The organism is Streptomyces sp. NPDC097640 (assembly GCF_040302705.1).
GTDB lineage: Bacteria > Actinomycetota > Actinomycetes > Streptomycetales > Streptomycetaceae > Streptomyces.
Genome location: NZ_JBEOSB010000007.1, coordinates 307,571 through 328,905 on the forward strand (window position 1 = coordinate 307,571; position 21,335 = coordinate 328,905).

The 21,335-nt window shown below is 74.0% G+C and carries 9 protein-coding genes and 1 pseudogene; 5 read left to right on the plus strand and 5 right to left on the minus strand.

All coding sequences use genetic code 11. The annotated features are described in order from the left end of the window. Position 1: 1 nt before the first annotated feature. A complete protein-coding gene (locus ABTY62_RS13590) occupies positions 2-14,368 on the minus strand; it encodes a non-ribosomal peptide synthetase (RefSeq protein ID WP_352129579.1) in 14,367 nt (4,788 codons plus the stop codon). A gap of 584 nt (positions 14,369-14,952) precedes the next feature. On the opposite strand from ABTY62_RS13590, the gene ABTY62_RS13595 reads away from it, so the two are divergent. After that, positions 14,953-15,534 (plus strand): Imm21 family immunity protein, encoded by a 582-nt coding sequence (locus ABTY62_RS13595; protein WP_352129580.1) that lies wholly within the window; start codon positions 14,953-14,955, stop codon positions 15,532-15,534. A 30-nt stretch (positions 15,535-15,564) separates the two neighbouring features. Here ABTY62_RS13595 and ABTY62_RS13600 read toward each other — a convergent pair. Further along, positions 15,565-15,736 (minus strand): annotated as a pseudogene (locus ABTY62_RS13600) (ISL3 family transposase); the annotation flags it as partial. 95 nt (positions 15,737-15,831) lie between these two features. Then, positions 15,832-16,719, minus strand: coding sequence for a class I SAM-dependent methyltransferase (locus tag ABTY62_RS13605; RefSeq protein WP_352129581.1), 888 nt, complete (start codon positions 16,717-16,719; stop codon positions 15,832-15,834). 85 nt (positions 16,720-16,804) lie between these two features. Here ABTY62_RS13605 and ABTY62_RS13610 point away from each other — a divergent pair, with 85 nt between their 5' ends. The 4 genes from ABTY62_RS13610 (at position 16,805) to ABTY62_RS13625 (ending at position 19,487) form a co-directional block, all read left to right on the plus strand. Continuing rightward, positions 16,805-17,530, plus strand: a complete 726-nt coding sequence (locus ABTY62_RS13610; RefSeq protein WP_352129582.1) for a GntR family transcriptional regulator — start codon at positions 16,805-16,807, stop codon at positions 17,528-17,530. Positions 17,531-17,608: 78 nt separating this feature from the next. Then, positions 17,609-18,022, plus strand: a complete 414-nt coding sequence (locus tag ABTY62_RS13615; RefSeq protein WP_352129583.1) for a hypothetical protein — start codon at positions 17,609-17,611, stop codon at positions 18,020-18,022. Positions 18,023-18,772: 750 nt separating this feature from the next. Next, the gene (locus ABTY62_RS13620) at positions 18,773-18,898 is read left to right on the plus strand and encodes a hypothetical protein (RefSeq protein ID WP_352129584.1); all 126 of its coding nucleotides are present in this window, start codon (positions 18,773-18,775) and stop codon (positions 18,896-18,898) included. Between the two features lie 100 nt (positions 18,899-18,998). Then, positions 18,999-19,487: a hypothetical protein gene (locus tag ABTY62_RS13625; protein WP_352129585.1), complete on the plus strand. Its 489-nt coding sequence runs from the start codon at positions 18,999-19,001 to the stop codon at positions 19,485-19,487. 62 nt (positions 19,488-19,549) lie between these two features. Here ABTY62_RS13625 and ABTY62_RS13630 read toward each other — a convergent pair whose 3' ends face one another. Further along, complete coding sequence (locus tag ABTY62_RS13630) at positions 19,550-20,485, minus strand: TauD/TfdA family dioxygenase (protein ID WP_352129586.1); 936 nt, start codon at positions 20,483-20,485, stop codon at positions 19,550-19,552. Beyond that, positions 20,482-21,333 (minus strand): enoyl-CoA hydratase/isomerase family protein, encoded by an 852-nt coding sequence (locus tag ABTY62_RS13635; protein ID WP_352129587.1) that lies wholly within the window; start codon positions 21,331-21,333, stop codon positions 20,482-20,484. Before ABTY62_RS13635 ends, ABTY62_RS13630 begins: the two co-directional genes overlap by 4 nt. Positions 21,334-21,335 lie beyond the last annotated feature (2 nt).

Consider the following 21,335-nt stretch of genomic DNA (forward strand, 5'->3'; position numbering starts at 1 on the left):
GTCACTTCCTCCAGTCAGCTTCGAGCTCGCCGAGCTCATCGAGCTCGTCCGGGTCCAGGTCCACCAGGGAGGTGTCGGGTGAGGTGCGGCCGTTCGCCTCGGGCCGGGAGGTGGCGGGGTGGGCGGTGGCGGGGCGGGCGGTGGCGGGGCGGGCGGTGGCGTAGGACGTCAGGGCGTCCAGGGCGGTGAACCACAGGTCGGTCAGCTCCCGGACCGCGGACTCCTCGAACAGCCCGGCGGGCCAGGTCCAGGTGACGTTCAGCCGGGGGCCCTCGGGCCCGTCGTGGACGACCGCGTTGAGTTCCAGGGCGTGGGCGAAGGGCAGGTCCGGGTCGGCGGGCGCCACCCGTACGTCCTCGGGGGCCGCGCCCCACTCGGCGGGCCCGCTCTCGGGGCGGACGCGCCCCAGGTAGTTGAACCCGATCTGCGGGGCGGGGGCCGCGGCCAGCTCGGCGGAGGCCACGGGGTTGAGATGGCGCAGCAGCCCGTACCCGACGCCCTTGCCGGGCAGGGCGCGCACCTGCTCCCGTACCCGCGCCGGCGCGCCGCCCGCGGCCGCGCCCCCGGCGCGGAACTCCGCCCAGCCGACGCCGGCGTCGATCCGCAGCGGATGCATGGCGGTGAACCAGCCGACCGTCCGGGAGAGTTCGGCCCCCTCGCCCTCGCCCCGGCCGTGGCCCTCCAGATCGACCAGCACCGGGCCGTCCGCGCCACCGCGGCGCCGCCGCCACTCCGCGACGGCCGTCGCGAACGCGGTGAGCAGCACCTCGTCCGCCGCCGCGCCCGTCGCGCCGGGCACGGCCGTCAGCAGCGGCCCGGTGCGCTCGGGCGGCAGCACGGCCCGGTGGCGGCGGAGCGTCCGGTGGGTGTCGACGGCCGGGTCCAGCGGCCGGTCGGACAGCAGCGGGTCCGGGTCCCCTGCCATCCGCCGCCACAGCGGGAGTTCGGCTTCGACGGCCTCGCTCCCGGCCCGCCGGGGCAGCTCTCGCGCCCAGGTGCGGAAGGAGGTGCGCACAGGCCGGAGCGCCGCCTCCCGCCCGGCCGTGGCGGCCGACCAGCAGTCCATCAGGTCGGGGAGGAGGATGCGCCACGAGACCCCGTCGACCACCAGGTGGTGGGCCATCACCAGCAGCCGTCCGGGCCGCAGGTCCCCGGCGTCGAACCAGACCACCCTGACCATCGCGCCCGCGTCCGGCGCCAGTTCCCGGCGGGCCGCCTCGGCGTGCTCGGCCAGCACGGGCGCGAGCCGCCCCTCCGGGCGGTCCGCGATGTCGACCCGGCGCACACAGCCCGCCGCGTCCACCGCCCCGGCCGGGGGCACCTCGAGACGCCAGGGCCCCTCGCCCGACCGGTCGAGCCGGGCGCGCAGCACGGCGTGCCGGTCCAGGACCGCTTGTACGGCGGTGCCCAGCGCGTCCTGGGTGAGCCCCGGGGCCACGCGGAGCAGCACGGACTGGTTGAACCCGGCCACCGGGCCGCCCAGCTCCCTCAGCCACTCCATGATCGGGGTGGCCTGGACGGTGCCGGTGCCGTCGTCGGCCGCGGGTGCATCGGGGTCCTCGTCCGCCGCGGTGGCGGCGAGCGCGAGCTCCGCGGGGGTCTGGTGCAGGAACACATCGCGCGCGCTGATCGCCAGCCCCGCCTGCCGCGCCCGGCTGACCAGCTGGATGGAGCCGATGCTGTCGCCGCCGAGCACGAAGAAGTTGTCGTCGGCGAAGACCTCGGGGGCGCCCAGCAGCTCCGCGAACAGCGAGCACAGCAGCCGTTCCCGGTCGTCCCGCGGCCCCCGGCCACCGCCGCCGCCGTAGTCGGGCACGGGCAGTGCGGAGCGGTCCAGCTTGCCGCTGCGCCCCAGCGGCAGGGCCGCCATCGGGACGAACACCGCGGGCACCATGTAGTCCGGCAGCAGCGCGCCCACATGCTCGGCCAGCGCGGCGGTGTCCAGCGCGGTGCCGGCGGCGGGCACGGCGTAGGCGGCCAGCCGCCGGTCCCCCGGCCGGTCCTCGCGGACGACCACGACGGCCTGGGCCACGCCGGGGAACGACGCGACCGCCGCCTCGACCTCCCCCAGTTCGATCCGGAAACCCCGCACCTTGACCTGGGCGTCGGCGCGGCCCGCGAACTCCAGGGCGCCGCCGGGGCGCCACCACACGCGGTCGCCGGTGCGGTACATGCGCGAGGACGGGGGCCCGAAGGGGTCGGCGACAAAGCGCTCGGCGGTCTGCCCCGGCCGCCCGTGGTAGCCGCGGGCCACGCCCTCGCCGGCCACGTACAGCTCTCCGGTGACGCCGGGCGGCACGGGCCGCAGCCGCTCGTCGAGGACGTACACCCGGGTGTTGTCCAGGGGCCGTCCGATGGGGATGGCCGCGCGGCGCCCCTCGACGTCCTCGCGGGTCAGCTCGTGGTGGATGACGCACTGGGTGCACTCGGTGGGTCCGTAGGTGTTGGTCAGCCGGGCCCCGGGGACGCGGTCCATGACCTTGCGGGCGGCCACGGCCGAGACGGCGTCACCGCCGACGTAGATGTCCCTCAGGCCGTCGAAGCTCTCCAGGTGGTTCTCGGCGAGCAGCCGGAAGACGCCCTCGCTGAACAGCCCGGCGGTGACCCGGTGTTCGGCCATGGTGCGGGCGAGGGCCGCGATGTCGGTGGCCTCGCCGTCGTACGCGACGATCCGGCCGCCCGTCAGCAGCGGCCCCCACAGCTCGTAGGTCGAGGCGTCGAACGACACCGGCAGGTGCATCAGCATCCGGTCCTCGGCGGTGTGCCCCCACCAGCGGTCCAGGACCATGTCGACGACACTGCGGTGGGAGACCGCCACGCCCTTGGGCTCACCGGTGGAGCCCGAGGTGTGGATGATGTACGCGAGGCCGCCGGGCGGCACGGCGGGCGCCGGTTCCGTCCGCCCCGTCCCGCCACGCGGCGGAGCCGCACATCGGAACGGCGCCGCGCCCGCGCCGTCGGCCAGGACGAGCGAGGCGTGGCCGGACGGGACGCGCGGGGCGGTCCGTGCGTCGGCGACCACCGCCACCGCCTGGGTGCCGGTGAGGATGTGCCGCAGCCGGGCCTCGGGGCTGCGGGCGTCCAGCGGTACGTACACCGCTCCCGCCTTGGCCACGGCGAGCACGGCCACCACGTGGTCGGCCCGCCGCTCCAGCAGCAGCGCCACCCGGTCCTCCCAGCCGACGCCCCGGGCCAGCAGCGCGGCGCACAGCTCGTCGGAGCGCGCGTCGAGCTGCTGGTACGTCAGGCGCAGCTCCCCCTGGACCAGCGCGGTGGCGTGCGGGGTACGGGCCGCCTGCCGGCGGAACAGCTCGGGCAGGGAGGCGTCCGGCAGGGCGTGCGCGGTGTCGTTGCGGACGACCAGCAGCTCGTGCAGCTCCTCCTCGGACAGCACCGGAAGCGCGCCGATGGGGCGATCCGGGTCCGCGACCGCCGCGCTGACCAGCCGGACCAGCCGGGCCGCCCAGGTCTCCATGGTGGCGCGGTCGAACAGGTCGGCGGCGTACCGGATCTGTCCCCGGATGCCCTCGGGGGCGCCGACGCCGTCAGCACCCTCCTCTGAATAGTGCTCGGTCAGGCTGAACGACATGTCGAACCGGGCCACGGGGGCCTCGGCCCCTTCCACCCGCCCGCGCAGACCGGGCAGATCGAGCTCCAGCCGGTCCGTGTTGCGCAGGATGAGCATCACCTGGAACAGCGGGTGCCGGGCGAGCGAGCGCTTCGGGTTGACCTCCTCCACCAGCCGCTCGAACGGCAGGTCCTGGTGGTCGTACGCGGCCAGGTCCGTCTCCCGCACCCGGGCGAGCAGGTCCCGGAAACTCGGGTCGCCGGAGGTGTCCGTGCGCAGCACCAGCGTGTTGACGAAGAAGCCCACCAGCTCGTCGAGGGCATGGTCGGTGCGGCCCGCGCTGGGGGCGCCGAGCGGGATGTCGGTACCCGCGCCCAGCCGGGTCAGCAGCGTGGCGAGAGCGGCCTGGAGCACCATGAAGACGCTGACCCCGCTCGCCTTGGCGAGGGCCACGACGCCCGCGTGCGCCTCGGCGCCGAGCGCCACCGGCACCCGGTCGCCCCGGTAGCTGGCGGCCTCGGGGCGGGGCCGGTCGGTGGGGTACGCCAGCTCCTCCGGCAGGCCCTCCAGCGCGGCCGCCCAGTGGCGCAGTTGCCGGGAGAACTCGCTGTCGGGGTCGGTGTCGTCGCCGAGGAGTTCACGCTGCCAGAGGGTGTAGTCGGCGTACTGGACCGGCAGCGGCGGCCGGCCCGGCTGTGCCTCGCCGCCCAGGCGCGCCGCATACGCCTGTGACAGGTCGCGCAACAGCGGGGCGTGCGACCAGCCGTCACCGGTGATGTGGTGCATGACGACCACCAGCGCGGCGGTGTCGCCGCAGACCAGCAGCCTGGTCCTCAGCGGCGGCCGGCTGACGAGGTCGAAGCCCTCGGTGACGGCCGCGTGGACGGCGCCCGGCAGCTCGTCCGGGGCGACCTCGGACTCCTCCAGTTCGGGCATGCCCGGCTCGGGGTCCAGGACCCGCTGGAACGGCACGCCGTCGACGGCGGGGAAGACGGTGCGCAGGGTCTCGTGCCGGGCGACCACGTCGCGCAGGGCCGCGCGCAGGGCGGGCCGGTCGATGTGCCCGGTGAGCCGCAGCACGAGCGGGATGTTGTAGGTGGCGCTCGGCCCTTCCATCTGGTTGATGAACCACAGGCGGCGCTGGGCGAAGGACAGCGGTACGGTCTCGGGCCGCGGCCGGGCCGCCAGGGCGGGCCGGGCGGGCGCCTCGCCGTCCAGGCGTGGCGCGAGCCCGCGGACGGTCGGGGCCTCGAACACGACGCGCAGCGGCACGTCCACCCCGAGGGCGGCACGGATGCGGGACACCAGCCGGGTGGCGAGCAGCGAGTGGCCGCCGAGGTCGAAGAAGCCGTCGTCGACGCCGACCCGGGCCACGCCGAGGACGTCCGCGAACAGCCCGCACAGGATCTCCTCCCGGGCGGTACGGGCCGTCCGGGAGGCGCTGACCGACACCTCGGGCGCGGGCAGCGCGCCCCTGTCCACCTTGCCGTTCGGGGTGAGCGGCAGCGCGTCCAGGACGACCAGCGCGGGCCTGGCGTAGTCGGGCAGCCGGGCGGCCACCCAGGCGGCCAGCGCGGCCGGGTCCAAAGCCGCGCCGGTCCCGGCGGCGGGTACGGCGTAGGCGACCAGCCGCCGGTCGTCCGCCCGGTCCTCGCGGACGAGGGCCACGGCCCGGTCCACCCCGGGGAACGACGCGACCGCCGCCTCGACCTCGCCCGGTTCGATCCGGTAGCCGCGCACCTTCACCTGGTCATCGGCCCGGCCCGCGAACTCCAGCACGCCCGCGCCCGTCCAGCGGGCGAGGTCCCCGGTGCGGTACATCCGGGACCCGGGCGGCCCGAAGGGATCCGCGACAAACCGCTCCCCGGTCTGCCCGGGCAGGTTCAGATAGCCCCGGGCCACGCCGGTGCCCGCGATGTACAACTCGCCCACCACGTTGTCCGGCACCGGGGACAGCCCCGCGTCCAGGACGTACACCCGGGTGTTCCACATGGGCCGGCCGACCGGCACCGGGCCGTCCGCCAGCACCGCCCCCGTCGGAATCCGGTGATCCAGACAACCCACCGTGGCCTCCGTCGGACCATAGTGGTTGACCACCTCGACACCCGGATGCCGGGCCCGCCACGACGCCAGCCGGGCACCACTCAGCGCCTCCCCGCCGATGACCAGCTCCCCCGTGGGCGAACAGGCATCCGGCAGCTCCTGAAGCACCGGCAAATGGCTCGGCGTCACCTTCGCGAACGTCACCCCACCCGGCACCGAAAGCCGCTCATCCAAATCCGCGACCACCAGACAGCCACCCGCCGCCAACGCCCCGTACAACCCCGTCAACCCCAAGTCGAACGACAACGGCGAATGCAACAACGTCCGCCCCGCCAAACCCGGATACGCCACCACACACCGCACCACGTAATCCACCAACGAACCCTGCTCCACCACCACCCCCTTCGGCCGCCCCGTCGAACCCGACGTATAGACCACATACGCCGCATCGCGTGCCGACCCCTCCACCCCGGGGTCCTTATCGCTCGCCTCCGCCAGCGCCGCCACCGTCTCCGCCGCGTCCAGCGCCACCACCTCGGCGGGTCCCGCGGGCGGCGCCGCCCCGTCCAGGGACAGCACCAGCGACGGCCGCGCGTCCGCCAGCAGCAGCCCCGTCCGCGACCCCGGCTGCTCCGGGTCCACCGGTACGTACGCCGCCCCGGCCTTCTGCACCGCCACCATCGCCACCACCGCGTCCGCGGAACGCGGCAGCGCCAGCGCCACCAGCGACCCGGCGCCGACGCCCCGGTCCAGCAGCAGCCGGGCCAGCCGGTTCGCGCGGGCGTCGAGCTGCCCGTACGTCAGCCGCAGCGCGCCGCACACCACGGCGGGCGCGTCGGGGGCGGCCGCCACCCGCGCCCGGAACAGCTCCGGGAACGTCGCCTCCGGCACCGCGCGCGCCGTGGCGTTGCGCTCCGTCAGCACCAGCTCGCGCTCGGCGGCGCCCAGCAGCTCCACCGCGCCGATCGGCCGGTCCGGGTCGGCCACCACCGCCTCCAGCAGCCGCACGAACCGAGCGGACACCGCCTGTGCCGACGCCCGGTCGAACACCTCGGCCGAGTAGCCCACCAGCGCCTCGACGCCGGCCGGTTCGCCCCGGTCGTCGTACCGCTCGGAGACGCTGAACTGGAGGTCCAGCTTGGCCAGGTCGGGGTCGTACGGCAGGACATCGGCGTCGAGCCCCGGGAGGGCGAAGCGGGCGCGGTCCAGGTTCTGGAGGAGCAGCTTCACCTGGAACAGGGGGTGGCGGCCGGGAACACGCCGGGGGTTGAGCGCCGCGACCAGCCGCTCGAACGGCAGGTCCTGGTGGGCGAAGGCGGCGATGTCGGTGCGCCGCACCCGGCGCAGCAGCTCGCCGAAGGAGGGGTCGCCCGAGGTGTCGGCGCGCAGCACGAGCGAGTTGACGAAGTAGCCCACCAGCTCGTCCAGGGCGTCGTCGCCGCGGCCGAACACCGAGGTGCCGATGGGGATGTCGGTGCCCGCGCCGAGCCGGGTGAGCAGGGCCGCGAGGGCGGCGTGGAACACCATGAACGGGGTCGTCGCGGTCGCCCGGGCCAGCCGCACCACCGCGCGGTGGGTCTCGGCGCTCACCTCGAACGGGACCACCCCGCCCCGCAGGCCGTCCGCCGCCGCCGGCCGCGGCCGGTCGGTGGGCAGCCGCAGCTCGTCCGGCAGCCCGGCGAGGGTGTCCTTCCAGTAGGCGAACTGGCGGGAGATCTCACTGCCCTGGTCCGCCTCGTCCCCCAGCAGTGCCCGCTGCCACAGGGTGTAGTCGGCGTACTGCACGGGCAGCGGCTCCCAGGCCGGGGCCTCGCCCCGCAGGGCCGCCCGGTACGCGAGGGACAGATCGCGGGCGAGCGGCGCCGCGGACCAGCCGTCGCTGGCGATGTGGTGGGCGACGACGACCAGGATGTGCTCGCGCGCGCCGAGGACCAGCAGCGTCACCCGCAGCGGCGGCTCGTGGGCGACGTCGAATCCGGCGCCGGCCGCGGCGGCGATCAGCGCGCGCACACCCTCGTCGTCCTCGCCCTCCGCGGCCACGACGGACACGGCGGGCGCGGCGTCCGCGGGGTCGAGCACGACCTGCCGGGGGACGCCGTCGGCCTCGGGGAACACGGTGCGCAGGCTCTCGTGGCGGGCCACCACATCGCCCAGCGCGGCCCCCAGCGCGGCGATGTCGAGCCGGCCCGACAGGCGGACCACCAGCGGGACGTTGTAGGTGCCCCGGCCGGTCTCCAGCCGGTTGATGAACCACATGCCGCGCTGCACATACGACAGCGGCAGCACCTCGGGCCGGTCCCGGCGCACCAGGCCGGGGCGGGCGGGTCCGGCGGCCCCCAGGCGCCCGGCGAGCGCGGCGGGGGTGGGCGCCTCGAACAGCGTGGCGACCTCCACCTCCACGCCGAGGGCCGCGCGGACGCGGGACACCAGCCGGGTGGCCAGCAGGGAGTGCCCGCCCAGGCCGAAGAAGTCCGCGTCGGCTCCGACCCGTTCCAGCCCCAGCGCCTCGGCGAACAGCGCGCACAGGATCTCCTCCTGCGGGGTGCGCGGCTCCCGGTTCACGGTGCCGGGGAGGTCCGGCACCGGCAGCGCCTTGCGGTCCACCTTGCCGTTCCCGGTCAGCGGGACGGCGTCCAGCGCCACGACGGCCGACGGCACCAGATGGTCGGGCAGCGCGGCGGCGAGCGCCTCCCGCACCTGGCGGGGACTCGCCTGACCGACCACGTACCCGACGAGCCGGGGGTGGCCCCCGGGTCCCGGCACCACGGACGCCACCGCGTCCGTCACCCCGGGCAGCCCGCGCAGCCCGGCCTCGACCTCGCCCAGCTCGATCCTCCGGCCGCGGATCTTGATCTGGGTGTCCCGGCGGCCCAGGAACTCGAGCTGCCCGTCCGGCAGATACCGCACCCGGTCGCCGGTGCGGTACAGCCGGCCGCCGGGCGCGGCGGCGGGGTCGGCGAAGGGGTCGGCCACAAAGGTGTGCGCGGTCCTGGCCGGGTCGCCCAGATATCCGCGGCCGACGCCCACGCCCGCCACGTACAGATCGCCGACGACGCCCACGGGGACGGGCTGGAGCTCGTCGCTGAGCACATACAGCCGGGTGTTGCGGATGGCCCGCCCGATCGGGGACGTGGTGCGGCCGGGGTCGCTGGCGATGACCGCGTGCGTGACGTCGTCGGAGCACTCGGTGGGGCCGTAGGCGTTGACGACCGGGACGCCGGGGAAGCGGGCGAACCAGCGGCGGCACAGTTCGCCGGGCAGCTCCTCGCCGGTGACGACCAGCCACCTCAGGGACGGCAGGGCGGGCAGGGGCTCGCCGTCGTCCCAGGCGTCCAGCGCCGCGCGCAGCAGCGAGGGCACCACTTCCAGGACGGTGACCTCCGCGCGGGTCACCAGCCGGAACAGGCCCGGAGGGTCGGCCGCGAGCCGCTGGGAGACCGCGAGGGCGCGGCCGCCGACGACCAGCGGGGCGAGCATCTGCCACACGGAGATGTCGAAGGTCAGCGGGGCGTTGGCCACCACCGTGTCCGCGGCGGTGAGGCCGAGGTCCGCCACCTTGGCCGACAGGTGGTTGTTCATCCCCCGGTGGTGGACCATCGCCCCCTTGGGGCGGCCGGTGGAGCCGGAGGTGAAGATGACATAGGCGAGCTGGTCGGCGGGCGGCGCGCCCCCGGCGGCCCCGGGCCCGTTCCCGTACGCGGCCTCGTACACGTCCTCGCCCGTGTCCGCGTCCTCGTCCGCGTCCTCGTCCGGGCCGAGCGGAAGCACATCAACCACCCCGCCGGATGTCCCACCGGACGCTTCCGCCGCCTTGGCGGCCGCCTCCCGGTGCCCCGGCCCGGCCAGCAGCCACCGCGCCCCGGCGTCGGCCAGCGCGGCCACGGAGCGCTCGGTGGGCGCGCCGGTGTCCAGCGGCAGATACGCGGCCCCGGCCGCCAGCGCGCCCAGCAGCGCGGCCACCGCCCAGCGGCCCCGGTCCGCCAGGACGGCGACCACCGCGTCGGGGCCCGCGCCCGACGCCCGCAGCCGCCGGGCCAGCCGATCGGCGTGGACGACGAGTTCGCCGTAGCCGAGGTCTCCGTCGTCGTCGGTGACCGCGACGGCGTCCGGCCGGTCCGCCGCCAGTTCCCGCACCCGGCCCACCACGTCGCGCAGGGACTCGGGTGCGGCGGTGTCGTTCCAGCCCGTCAGCAGCCTGCGGTATTCGTCGTCGGCGAGGATCCGGGCGCCCGCGACGGGCGCGTCCGGGTCGGCCGTGGCCGCGCCCAGCAGGCGGCCGTAGCGCCGCAGCAGCTCCCTGGCGGTGGACTCCTCGAAGACATCGGCGCGGTACTCGAGCGCCACCAGGATCCCGTCCGCCGCTCCTTCGGGGGTGAAGCGTTCCCGGACGTTGAACGACAGGTCGAACTTGGCGGTGCCCGTGGGCACGTCCAGCAGCCCCAGCCGGAGCCCGTCCAGCTCGGGCGGCGTCCGGTGCGAGCTGTCCATGGCCAGCATGACCTGGAACAGCGGGTGCCGGGCCGCCGAGCGCGGCGGGTTGAGCGCCTCCACGAGCCGTTCGAACGGCAGGTCCTGGTGGGCGTAGTCGGCCAGGTCGGCCTCCCGCACCCGGGCGAGAAGCTCACGGAACGTCGGCGCGCCCGAAGTGTCGGTGCGCAGCACCACGGTGTTGACGAACAGTCCGACCAGGTCCTCCAGCGCCTCGTCGCCGCGCCCGGCCACGGGCACGCCGAGCGCGATGTCCTCCCCGGCGCCGAGCCTGCTCAGCAGCGCCGCCAGCGCCGCCTGGAGCGCCATGAAGGTACTGGCGCCGCATCCCCTGGCGAACTCGCCAACCCCGCGGTGGAGCGCGGCGTCGAGATCGAGGCTGACCAGGGCGGCCGGCGCGGTGGCGACCCGGTCCGGGTGCGGCCGGTCGAAGGGCAGGTCGAGCGGGCCGGGCAGGGAGGCCAGCCGCTCCTTCCAGTAGGCCGTCTGCCGCGCCGCGTCGCTCGCCGGGTCCGCGCCGTCGCCCAGGGTGCGCCGCTGCCAGGCCGCGTAGTCGGCGTACTGCACGGGCAGCGGCGGGAGTTCGTGCGCCCGCCCGGCCCGGCGGGCCCGGTAGGCGGCCGCGAGGTCGCGCAGCAGCGGGCCGTAGGACTCCGCGTCGGCCGCGATGTGGTGCACCAGCAGCAGCAGGACGTGCCGTCGCGCCGCCGTCCGGAACAGCCGGGTCCGCAGCGGCGGCTCGGTGGCCAGGTCGAAGGGGCGGGCCACGGCCGTGGCCAGTTCCTCGCGCAGCCGCGCCTCGTCGCAGGCCACGGTGGTCAGCCCGGGGTGGGCGCCGGGCGGCAGGATGCGCTGGACCGGTACGCCCGCGCGATCCGGGTAGACGGTGCGCAGGGTCTCATGGCGGTCGGCGAGGTCGCCGAGGGCCGCGGCCAGCGCGTCGGGGTCGAGGTCGCCGTCGAGGGTGAGGACCAGCGGGATGTGGTACGCGGCGCTGGGGCCCTCCAGCCGGCTCAGGAACCACAGCCGCGCTTGCGCGTAGGAGAGTTCGAGCTCGCCGTCGCGGGGCACCGGGACCGGTCCGGGACGGACGGGCTTCCCCCCGCCCGATTCCGCGCCGTCCGGTTCCGCGCCGCCCGGTTCCGCGCCGCCCGGTTCCGCGCCGCCCGGTTCCGCTTCCTCGCCGCCCGGTTCCTCGCCGCCCAGCTCCGCCGCGAGCCGGCGCACGGTGGGGGCGCGGAAGACCACGTCGACCCCGCACTCGGCCCCCAGCCGGGAGCGGATCCGCTGCATCAGCCGGGCGACCAGCAGGGAGTGCCCGCCGAGTTGGAAGAAGTCGTCGTCGATGCCGACGGCCTCGACGCCGAGCACCTCGGCGAAGAACCCGCACAACGCCCGCTCCCGCTCGGTGCGGGGCGGGGTGACGGTCCGTTCGGCCGCCGCGGACGGGTCCGGCAGCGCCTTGCGGTCGATCTTGCCGTTGGGGGTGACCGGCAGCGCGTCGAGCACCGTGAAGGTGGCGGGCACCAGATAGCCGGGCAGCCCGCTCTCCAGTGCCCCGCGTATCGCAGCCGGATCCGGTTCCGCCCCGGGGGCCGGTACGAGGTAGGCGGCCAGGGACGGCTCGCCGTCCGGCTCCTGACGGATCACCACGGCGGCCTGGCCGACGGCGGGCAGCTTCAACAGGGCGGCCTCCGCCTCGCCGGGCTCCACCCGGTAGCCGCGGATCTTGACCTGGTCGTCGGCGCGGCCCAGGAACTCCAGCGCCCCGTCCGGGCGCCGCCGGACCAGGTCGCCGGTGCGGTACATGCGCTCGCCAGGGGACCCGAAGGGGTTGGCGACAAAGCGCTCGGCCGTCAGCGCGTACCGCCCCAGATACCCCCGGGCGACGCCGGCGCCGGCCACGTACAGCTCGCCGGGGACGCCGGGCGGCACCGGGGCGAGCCCGGCGTCGAGCACATAGCCCCGGGTGCCGGGGATGGGCTCGCCGATGGGCGGCCGCTCCGGCCCCGACAGCGGCCCGCTCATCGTGGCGACCACCGTGGCCTCGGTGGGCCCGTAGGCGTTGACCAGCAGCCGCTCCGCCGACCAGCGCTCGGCCAGCTCGGCCGGGCACGCCTCGCCGCCCACGTACAGGGCCATGTCGTCGGGGAGGTCGCCGCGGGGGTCCATGACGGCCAGTGAGGACGGCGGCAGCAGCGCGTGGGTGATGCGCGCCCGGCGGGTGAAGGCCGCCAGCGGAGGTCCGGGCAGCAGCTTCTCCGCCGGGGCCGGCACCAGGGTCGCCCCGGACAGCAGCCCCATGCACAGCTCGGAGACGGCCGCGTCGAACCCCATGGACGCGAACTGGAGCACCCGGCTGCCGGGCCCGATCCCCAGGCGCCCGGCCAGCGCCCCGGCCAGCGCCGGGATGCCGCGGTGGGTGACCACCACGCCCTTGGGCGTGCCGGTGGAGCCCGAGGTGTAGATGACGTACGCGGGCCGGTCCGCGGTCAGTGGCGCGGTGCGCTCCGCGTCGGTGAGGTCGCCGTCCGGCAGGTCGGCCAGGGCCCGCGCGGTGGCGGGCACGTCGAGGATCAGCGGCGCACGGCCGGCGGCCGCGGCCAGGTGGGCGGTGGCGGCGTGCGCCAGGACGCATGCGGGCGCGGAGTCGCTCAGGAGGTGGTCGACGCGCTCGGCCGGATAGCCGGGGTCGATCGGCACATAGGCGGCGCCCGCCTTCATCACCCCGAGCGCGGCGGTCACATGGTCCGCCGAGCGGGGCAGCAGCAGCGCCACCCGGTCCTCCGGGCCCACGCCCCGGCCGGCCAGCAGCCGGGCGAGCCGGTTGGCCCGCCGGTTCAGCTCCGCATAGCCGATCGAGGCGCCCTCGTACTCGACGGCGGGGGCGTCCGGCGCGCTGCGGACCCGCTCCTCGAACAGGCCGGGCAGGGTCGGCCCCGGGGCCGGGTGGGCCACCGCCTCGTCCGGCGGGGCGACGGCGGCGCGGAGTTCGTCGTCGCTGAGCAGCGCCACCCGGGCCAGCGGGGTGGCCGGCTCCGCCAGAGCCCGGGCGATCCGGCCGACGAACCGCACATAGCGGTCCTGGTGCGCGGCGAGTTCGGCGGGGCCGTACAGCTCGGGGTGGGCGTCGAAGTCGACCCGGATGCCGCGGTCGCCGACCCGGTCGTAGACCGAGATCGCCAGGTCCTGGATGAGCCGCAGCGACATGTTGTGCGCGTCGGCCCGGCTGTCGGCGAAGCACAGGTCGTAGTCGAAGGGCACGACGTTGAGCAGTGGCCCGAAGTACCTGCGCTGGTCGCCTCGCAGGCCGAGGTCACGGCGCAGGTCCTCGCCCCGGTAGCGCTGGTGGGCGAGCACCCCGCGCAGCGCCGTGCGGGTGCGCTCCAGCAGCCCGCCCACGGTGGTGCCGGGGGCGACCTCGACCCGCAGCGGCAGCACGTTGGCGGCCATGCCGGGGACGTTGCGGGAGGCCCCGCCGGGGCGGGCGGTCACCGAAAGGCCCAGCACCACCTCGGCGGATCCGGTCATCCGGTGCATATAGGCCGTCGTGGCGGCGACCAGGATCCGGGACCGGGAGACCCCGGCGCGCTCGGCCGCCCGGTCCAGGTCGCGCCGTGTCCCGTCGGGCAGCCGGGCGCTGCGGCGGAGGAAGTCGGGGGTGGGCCGCAGCGGGTGCGGGGACAGCGCGCCGGGCTCGGGCCGGCCGTCGTACGTCCGGCGCCAGAACTCCCGGTCCTCGCGGAGGGCTTCCGAGTCGCGGTAGGCGGAGTCGGCGGCGAGCAGGGTGCGCACCGACTCGAACGGGGTGGCGTCCGGGGCGGCGCCGGCCGCGAGCGCGCTGTAGACGTGCGCGACCCTGCGGACGAACAGGGAGGCGCCCACGCCGTCCAACAGGATGTGGTGGTAGGCGTGGTACCAGAACCAGCGGTCGGCGGCGACGCGGAACAGGGCGTAGGTGAACAGCGAGGAGCCGGTGAGGTCGATCTTCCTGCGCAGATCCCGGCCCATCCACTCCTCGGCGGCCCGCCGGGGGTCCGGCTCCGCCGAGACGTCGACGATCCGCAGTTGCCACCGGGGCTCGGGCCCCACCACCTGGCGGGGTCCGTCCTCGGTGTCCAGGAACCTGAGGTGCAGGGCGTCCGCCTCGGTGACCACCTGACGCAGCGCCCGCTCGAATATGCCGGGGTCGACCGGGCCGTGGATTTCCAGATACTCCGCCGCCCGGAAGATGGGGCTGTCGGGGTCGACCCGCTGGGCGAACCACACCCCCGCCTGCGCGCCGGTCAGCGGAAGTGATTCCTTTTCACCACATGCTTCACCGCACGCTTCACCACCAGATTCACCGCACGCTGCACCATCAGCTTCACCCTCGACTTCTCCACCAGCGAAAGCCTGAGATCCGGCCATGACTCCTCGACTCCTCGCCATTCACCTGCGGATGGGGGCGGGGCAGGCCGGGCGGGAGGGAATTCCGGGCATGACGGTTCTCCGCGCGGCCGTCAGGAATCGCCGGGCGGTTCTCCGTCCGTGCTGTGCCTGCCTGGTTTACGCCTGGTTTACCGGACACTATCCAGGCCCTTCGCGGCCCGGCTGGACCGGCCCTGTACGGATATCTGCCGGGCGGCCGAAGATTGAGATTCAACCTCTCCAAGATCAATTCGGGCTCGCTTCGTCGGTTCTCCGGACAGCGAGGCGGCCCTCGCGCGATCGTGTCGCCGAGCGACCGGTCACCTCGCTGGCGGAACTGTCACTGGAACCGGTGTTGTTCCGGATCTTCGGCACTTTCCGTGAAGCGGACGATCTTGGGTTCCTGGCAGCGCGTTGTCAGTGGCTGAAGGCACGCTGCTCGCATGGATCACTCTTCGCGTGCTGTGTCTCGTTCAAGCCAGAAGTCTGCGGGCTGGGTGGAGTCCACGGGTGGCCCGTTGATCGCCGTGCCTGTGTCCGTTCTTGCGGAATGGGGTGGCTGTTCGGAGAACTGGGGCGAGGAATCGGGAGCCGTGGAGGATTACGACCGGGCTTGCGCTGTCGAGGGCTGGGCCGGACTGCTTGATGTCGGCTCGAGCGATGTCCAGGCCCTGGTCCTCGCGGACGAGCCCGCCACCAGCCGCTACCTGCCCGAGCAGCAGGTGTTTGTGCGCTGGCTGGCCGCCGACTCGGAGGGCGAGTTGGTTGCCGCAGCGCAGGCCGTCCTGGCCGATCCCGGCATCGAGTGGGAAGACGTCGGCGTCTGGGAGACGGACGGGCCGACCGTGCTCATGGATTCCACCACGCCGGGAGCCGAACTCAACCAGGAGTACCCGGAGGGCGACCTGCCTGAGCAGGCTCCGGTTGCTCTGCCGGCTGGCCGGTGGCGAGTCCGTGCGGTTCACACGACGGGCGAATTCCCCTGGGTCGGTGTCGTCAAGCTGCTGCCCGAAGCGCCGTCCTGAGTGGCGACGGGAGGCAGTGGTGGGGTGCGGTCAGCGAGCGAGGAGGATGCGTCTGCGGAGTAGGTCGAAGCCGGCCCGGCCATAGTGCTGGCGCTTGAGGAACTTGATTCTCGTGACGGTTGCCCTCCACGACACCTGAGTTCAGGGGCAGGGTGAGGTCGGCGGTGACGGCGTCGAGGTCCTTGCGTAGCCCGTTGGCGAAGGTGCGAGCCTCCTTGGCCTGGGACGCATCGGCCTCAGCAAGGCAGTCGCCAAGGCGGTGCCCGTCGCGACGGCGGAGGAACCGCTTGTGGACCGTTACGCCGGGCCAGGGTGTTGAGGAAGCGGCGGACGCTCTTGCGGCAAGTGCCGAAGAGCTGGTGTCCCGCCCGCGGACGGGCGGCGCCCTACTGCCAAGAGGTGCGAGCTCGCGGCCAGCAGTTCCGGGTATGGCTCGGCCATGCGCGCGGCGGTCAGGGCCGACGCGAACAGCGGCGTATCGACCAGGGATTCACCGGTGTGCTGCTCTGCCGCCTTCAGCATCGCCCACGTAGGGCCCTCAATGCCGAATACCTGAGCCTCGAACCCCGCGTCCTTCACTTCTTCGAGCAGCTGCTCGCCGGTGTGGAAGTAGGCCGCGGTGAAGCCCCTCTTCCCGTCGTGCACCTGAGTCCGGAGGATGTTCCCGATGTTCTCCTGCATCCGCTCCTTGTACAGGTGCGCGAACGCCGTGTGCTCAAAGAGGCTCGCGTAGCGGTTGATCCCGGCGGCAGCGAGCAGCCCCCCGGGGCGCAGGACACGGTACGCCTCGGCGAGAGCCCGATCCCGCTCGTCGCGCTCCAGGAGGTGGTAGAGAGGGCCGAGCAGGAGGACAACGTCGTAGGACTCGCTCTCTGCTGTGAGCTCCCGGGCGTCGCCCATTTCGGCTGTGCACCCCTCGATGCGCTTCGCCTGCTCAATGTGTCGGGGGACGGGGTCGACAAGGTGGACACGGTAGCCGTCCTCGGCCAGCCAGCGGGCGTGCGCGCCCGGGCCGCTGCCGACGTCGAGGATCCGCGCCGGGGCAGGGGGCAGATGGCGGCGCAGGAGTTCCTGTGTCCGCACCATCTCCAGTCTGCCGTCTGCCGAAGACGACAGCCGCGCGGCCTCGTCGATGACGGATGCATAGAAGGTCATGACTTCGGGGGCTATCCGGTGAGCCGTCATGACCGCATTGTGACTGCACTGGGGTGCCTGGGTCCGCTTTCCGGGTAACGTGCCCGGTCAACCGGTCCTCTATGTGGGAGCAGTCATGCCGCAGCTGAAGTACGAACAAATCGCCGATTACCTCCGAGCACGCATCACCGAAGGCGAGTTCGGCCCGGGCGATCTCCTCCCCTCCAGCCGTGAGCTGACCGAGCAGTTCGGCGTGTCCCGGGCCACCGTGATCAAGGCGATGGATGTCCTGCGCAACGACGGTGCGGTCGTCGCTCGTCAAGGCGCGGGCTTCACGGTCGTCGAGACTCCCGTGGCCCGTCCGGCCGGACGCCGGAGTTCTCACGATCGGGTGACACACGGGCGCCCCTACGAGCGGTTGGGCGTGCCGACCAAGGAGGTTCCGCCCCAGCGGGTCGCAGAAGCCATGCAACTCCCGGAGGGTGCTCGCGCGCTACGCCGGGCTCGGCTCGTGCTTCTTGACGACGGAGGGCCGTTCACGCTCGTTATCGCATGGTTTCCCTTGGACGTTGCGGATGCCTGCCCGCGGCTCGGGATGAAGGGGCCGATCGCAGAGGGGACGACGAACTACGTTGCCCGCTGCATTGGCCGGTCTCCCATGAGGGGAGTCGACGTCCACACGGTGCGGCTGGCGGCAAAGGAAGAGGCGGAGTTGCTGAGGTTGTCCCAGCCCGCAGCGGTGGCGGTCACCTTGCACACGGCCTACGACCAAGATGGGCGCGCCCTGGTCTGCGAAGAGGGCGTGACATCGGGCGATCTGTGGGAGTTGACGGACAGCTACACGATGGTGGCGTCGAGTTGACGACCCGCTTGACTGGACCGGTCAACCGGTCCAATGTGTAGAGGGTTGCACACGCTCCCTCACATATTGGAGCCGACCATGACCAGAGCCCTGCCATGGGCACCGTCGAGCGGATACGACGTCAAGGTCTTACCAGCGGGTACCTGGTGGGACGCCGTCAGGGCCTCAGGGCTCGTCGGCGAGCACGCGCTGAAACTGCTCGGGGACGAGTCCGGCGCCGTGATCCAGGACAAGCACGGCCCTCTGTACTGGCTTGTGGAGCCGGGCTCCGCCCACGGCTGGGACGTCCGGCAGGTGCATGTACTCGGCGCGGCTACCGCAGGTGCAAGCTACATCGGTGTACCGCCGGCGCACTGGACGGGTCCGCCGGGCATCCATTGGCGCATCCCAGTGGGCCCGGGCCGTTACCTCACCGACGCCGCGCTGTTGCGCCGGGCGCTCGCCCTGGCCGCCCTTGCCGAGCTCAGCCCCGGTGAGGACGCCGGCCGGTGACATCTCGGATCTGCGCCCGCTGCGACAAACCAACCAACGAGCCGGTCATCGTGGGGCACGTGCACTCCGCCAGCTGCGGCGGCCGCACTGCCTACGCGTGCCCCAGCTGCGCGCCGAGCTTCCCGAAGCAGCAGGACCCGCTCGCCGAACTCGCCGCCCTCCGCCACGCCCGAGAACGGGGCCGGTCATGAGCGCGCCGACTGAGCACATCCCGGCCTGCTGCTGGTGCCGGAAGACGGGCCCGGGACTGGGGCGGCAGTACCTGCCCGCACCATCCGGGCCAGGATGGATCCGGTACGTGTGCGAGGTGTGCGCTGCACTGCCGTCGAACCCAGAGCGCATCCCGGCCGGCGTCGCCCGGGTGCTGGCGCTGCGGACGGCCCGTATGGGGAGGGCATCCTGACCGTCCCGGTCGGCGCCCGACACATGTCCCCGTACTGCGCCCTGTACACCGCCGAGCCGGACACCACGCCCGCCGAGATCCACGCATTCTGCAAAGGACCGGGGGAGGTCCGGGCGGCGCCCATACCGCCCGCGACCCGGGGCGCGCTCATCTTCACCGTTCGCTGTGACTGCGGCTGCCATCAGGCCCCGCCCATCGAGGCGCAGAAGGCGAACGCCACATAGACCCCCTGCCTATCCGGGGCAGGGCCTCGCCCCGGCCTCCCGCTTGCAGGCCAGTGGCCGGGACGAGCACCGCGCAACCAGCGCGGGGGACACCCCTGCGCGCATGAACCCACAGGAGCCCCCATGCGATTACAGCATGTCGTCCGCCAGGACCCGGAGGACGGCGACACCATGCCGGACACGGACGTCCCGACCCCGGGCGGCCAGACTCCCGGCGACTCGGACGACGGCCGCCAGTACGCGAGGTAGCCGACGCCAGGCGCCGTAGGCAGACGACGGCCCCGTCCTCGGACGGTCCACTGCCCGGACAAGGACGGGCCGTTCCCGCCCCCGCAGGAGGTACTCCCGCATGACAGCACTGCTCCCGCCCATGCCGGATCACTGGCACTGCTACCGCTGGTCCGGAGAGCGACGTATGTACGACGACGAGTCCGCGCGCAGGCCGCCCCATCTCGTCGTCCAGGACATCTCGCCCCAGGAGTGGAGGCAGATCGCGGCTGCCTCGCCGGCCTTCATGGCGAGCGAGGTACCGCCGCTGGAGGTACCGCACTGGCTGCTCCGCCCAGCCAGGATGATCAAGGCCACCTTCCAGGAGCCGGAGAAAGCCTTGGCCTGGTACCAGGACCAGGTCGCCGAGTTGACCCCCTCCTTCATGACGGACCACGACAAGGACCCCACTCGGCAAGCCGAACGGTTCGCTGCCGCGAGGGACCGGCTCAGCTGGGGCGGGGACGTCGTGGGCGGCTGGTATCTGCGCGGTACCGGGTTCGCCTCGGTGCAGCTGGTGGCGTGCGGCGCGAATCGGACCCGTCCGGCGATCCCCTGCCCGATCAGCTGATGCGCGAAGTAACGGACCCCACAAAGTAGTCGCTGACAAGAGACTTGCCTGCCCAAGGTCGCTCAGTCGGACATGGCCACGAGAATGCGCCGCGGCCCGGTGTAGGCACGGCGCCCGTGGGCCACCGCCACATTGTCGACGAGCAGCAGATCGCCGGCCCGCCAGTCGACATCGACCGCCAGCCGCATCCCGGTCTCCTGGACATGGGTGATGTAGTCGGCCGGGATCGGGCTGCCGTCGGCGAACACGACGTTCTGCGGCAGCTCTTCCTCGGGCAGCAGGTCCGCGAGCATCGCCGCGTCCTCTCCCAGCCCGGCCGGGTGCCACTGGTCGGCCTGGTTGAACCACACCTCCGCGCCCGTGACGGGGTGTTTCAGCGTGGCCTGCCGGAGCTGGGTCACCCGCAGCGAACCGTCCGGCCGCCACTCCCAGTCCGCGGCCGCGCCCTCCAGGAACGCCTCGGCCCCGGCCCGGTCCTCGGTCTCGAAGGTCTGCTGCCAGCTCTTGCCGAAACCCATGCCGTCGTGCAGGTTCTGGGTGTAGCGGACGCCGGGGGCGAAGGCCGCGCGGACCTCGGGGTCCAGGGACTCCAGCCACAGCACCCCGTCGACCAGGGGGGTCGCCCCGCCGGTGTCCGGCGCGCGCTCGCAGTGGAAGAGGATCCGCGCGGGCCAGGTGTGGCTGTAGGACATCTCGTTGTGCATCGAGATCTCGTAGGCGGGCGGGTACTCGGTGGAGGTGTAGACGTTGCGCCCCACCTTGGTGCGCGGCGAGTTGCCGTGCACGTACGCCAGCCGGTGGGGCAACAGGTCGTCGGCGGCCCGGTCGTAGGTGTCGGGGGTGATCCCGAAGCCACGGAAGACCACGGCCCTCTCGCGCGTCAGCAGCTCGGCGAGGTCGGTTTCCCGCAGATACTCCCGCAGTCCGTCCGGGGTCGCCGGGGCGCCGGTGCCGCCGGGGTCGACCACCGCGGGCCGCCAGGCCGGGTCGGTTGTCACCGTGATTCCTCCTTGGTGTTCGTCGAGGGCTCCGTCGGGGGTTCGGGGGCCGCGGGGGCCGGCGCCCGTCGGCTGCGGAAGGCCGCCACCGCCTCCTGGACGTCCGGTGAGCCGGCGGCCACCACCTGTGTCGACGCCTCCCGCTCCAGGGCGACGGCGAGGGAGGGGGCGTCCGTGTTGGACTGGAGGATCCGCTTGGTCAGGGCCAGCGCGACCGGGCTGTTGGCGGCGATCCGCTCCGCCAGGTCCAGGGCCGCTGCGCGCAGCTCCGACGGGTCGGTCACCCGGCTCGCGAGGCCGCGGGCGAGGGCCTCGTCCGCGTCGACGGGCCGGCCGGTGAGCATCAGCTCCGAGGCGTAGCCGTAGCCGGCGATCCGCGGCAGCAGCCAGGAGGCCCCCATGTCCCCGCCGGACAGGCCCATCCGTACGAAGGAGGCGCGCAGCCGGGCCCGCGAGGTCAGCACCCGGACATCGGCGGCCAGCGCGAGGGACAGCCCGGCGCCGACCGCGGCCCCGTCCACGGCGGCGACCACCGGCTGCGGCAGGTCGCGCAGCGCGGTCACCGCCGCCCCCTGCCGCTCCAGCAGGGCGAGCAGTTCGGCGGGGGGCAGCGCCGCGATGCGGCCCACTTCGTCGATGTCGTAGCCGGCGCAGAAGTCCTCGCCCTCTCCGGTCAGGACCAGGACCCGCGCCGAGGAGTCCTGCCTGAGTCCGGCGCACAGCTCGCTCAGCGCGCGGAAGGTGTCCTCGGTCAGGGCGTTCATCCGGTGCGGCCGGTTCAGGGCCGCGACCACGACCCCGGGGCGCGGGCGGGTCAGCAGGAGGGGCGAGCCGACGGCGTGGTTCACGG

Excerpts from the sequence above, each read along its gene's own strand:
- ABTY62_RS13595 (WP_352129580.1), top strand. The coding sequence starts at position 14,953 with ATGGATCACTCTTCGCGTGCTGTGTCTCGTTCAAGCCAGAAGTCTGCG.
- ABTY62_RS13605 (WP_352129581.1), bottom strand. The coding sequence starts at position 16,719 with ATGACGGCTCACCGGATAGCCCCCGAAGTCATGACCTTCTATGCATCC.
- ABTY62_RS13610 (WP_352129582.1), top strand. The coding sequence starts at position 16,805 with ATGCCGCAGCTGAAGTACGAACAAATCGCCGATTACCTCCGAGCACGC.
- ABTY62_RS13615 (WP_352129583.1), top strand. The coding sequence starts at position 17,609 with ATGACCAGAGCCCTGCCATGGGCACCGTCGAGCGGATACGACGTCAAG.
- ABTY62_RS13620 (WP_352129584.1), top strand. The coding sequence starts at position 18,773 with ATGCGATTACAGCATGTCGTCCGCCAGGACCCGGAGGACGGCGACACC.
- ABTY62_RS13625 (WP_352129585.1), top strand. The coding sequence starts at position 18,999 with ATGACAGCACTGCTCCCGCCCATGCCGGATCACTGGCACTGCTACCGC.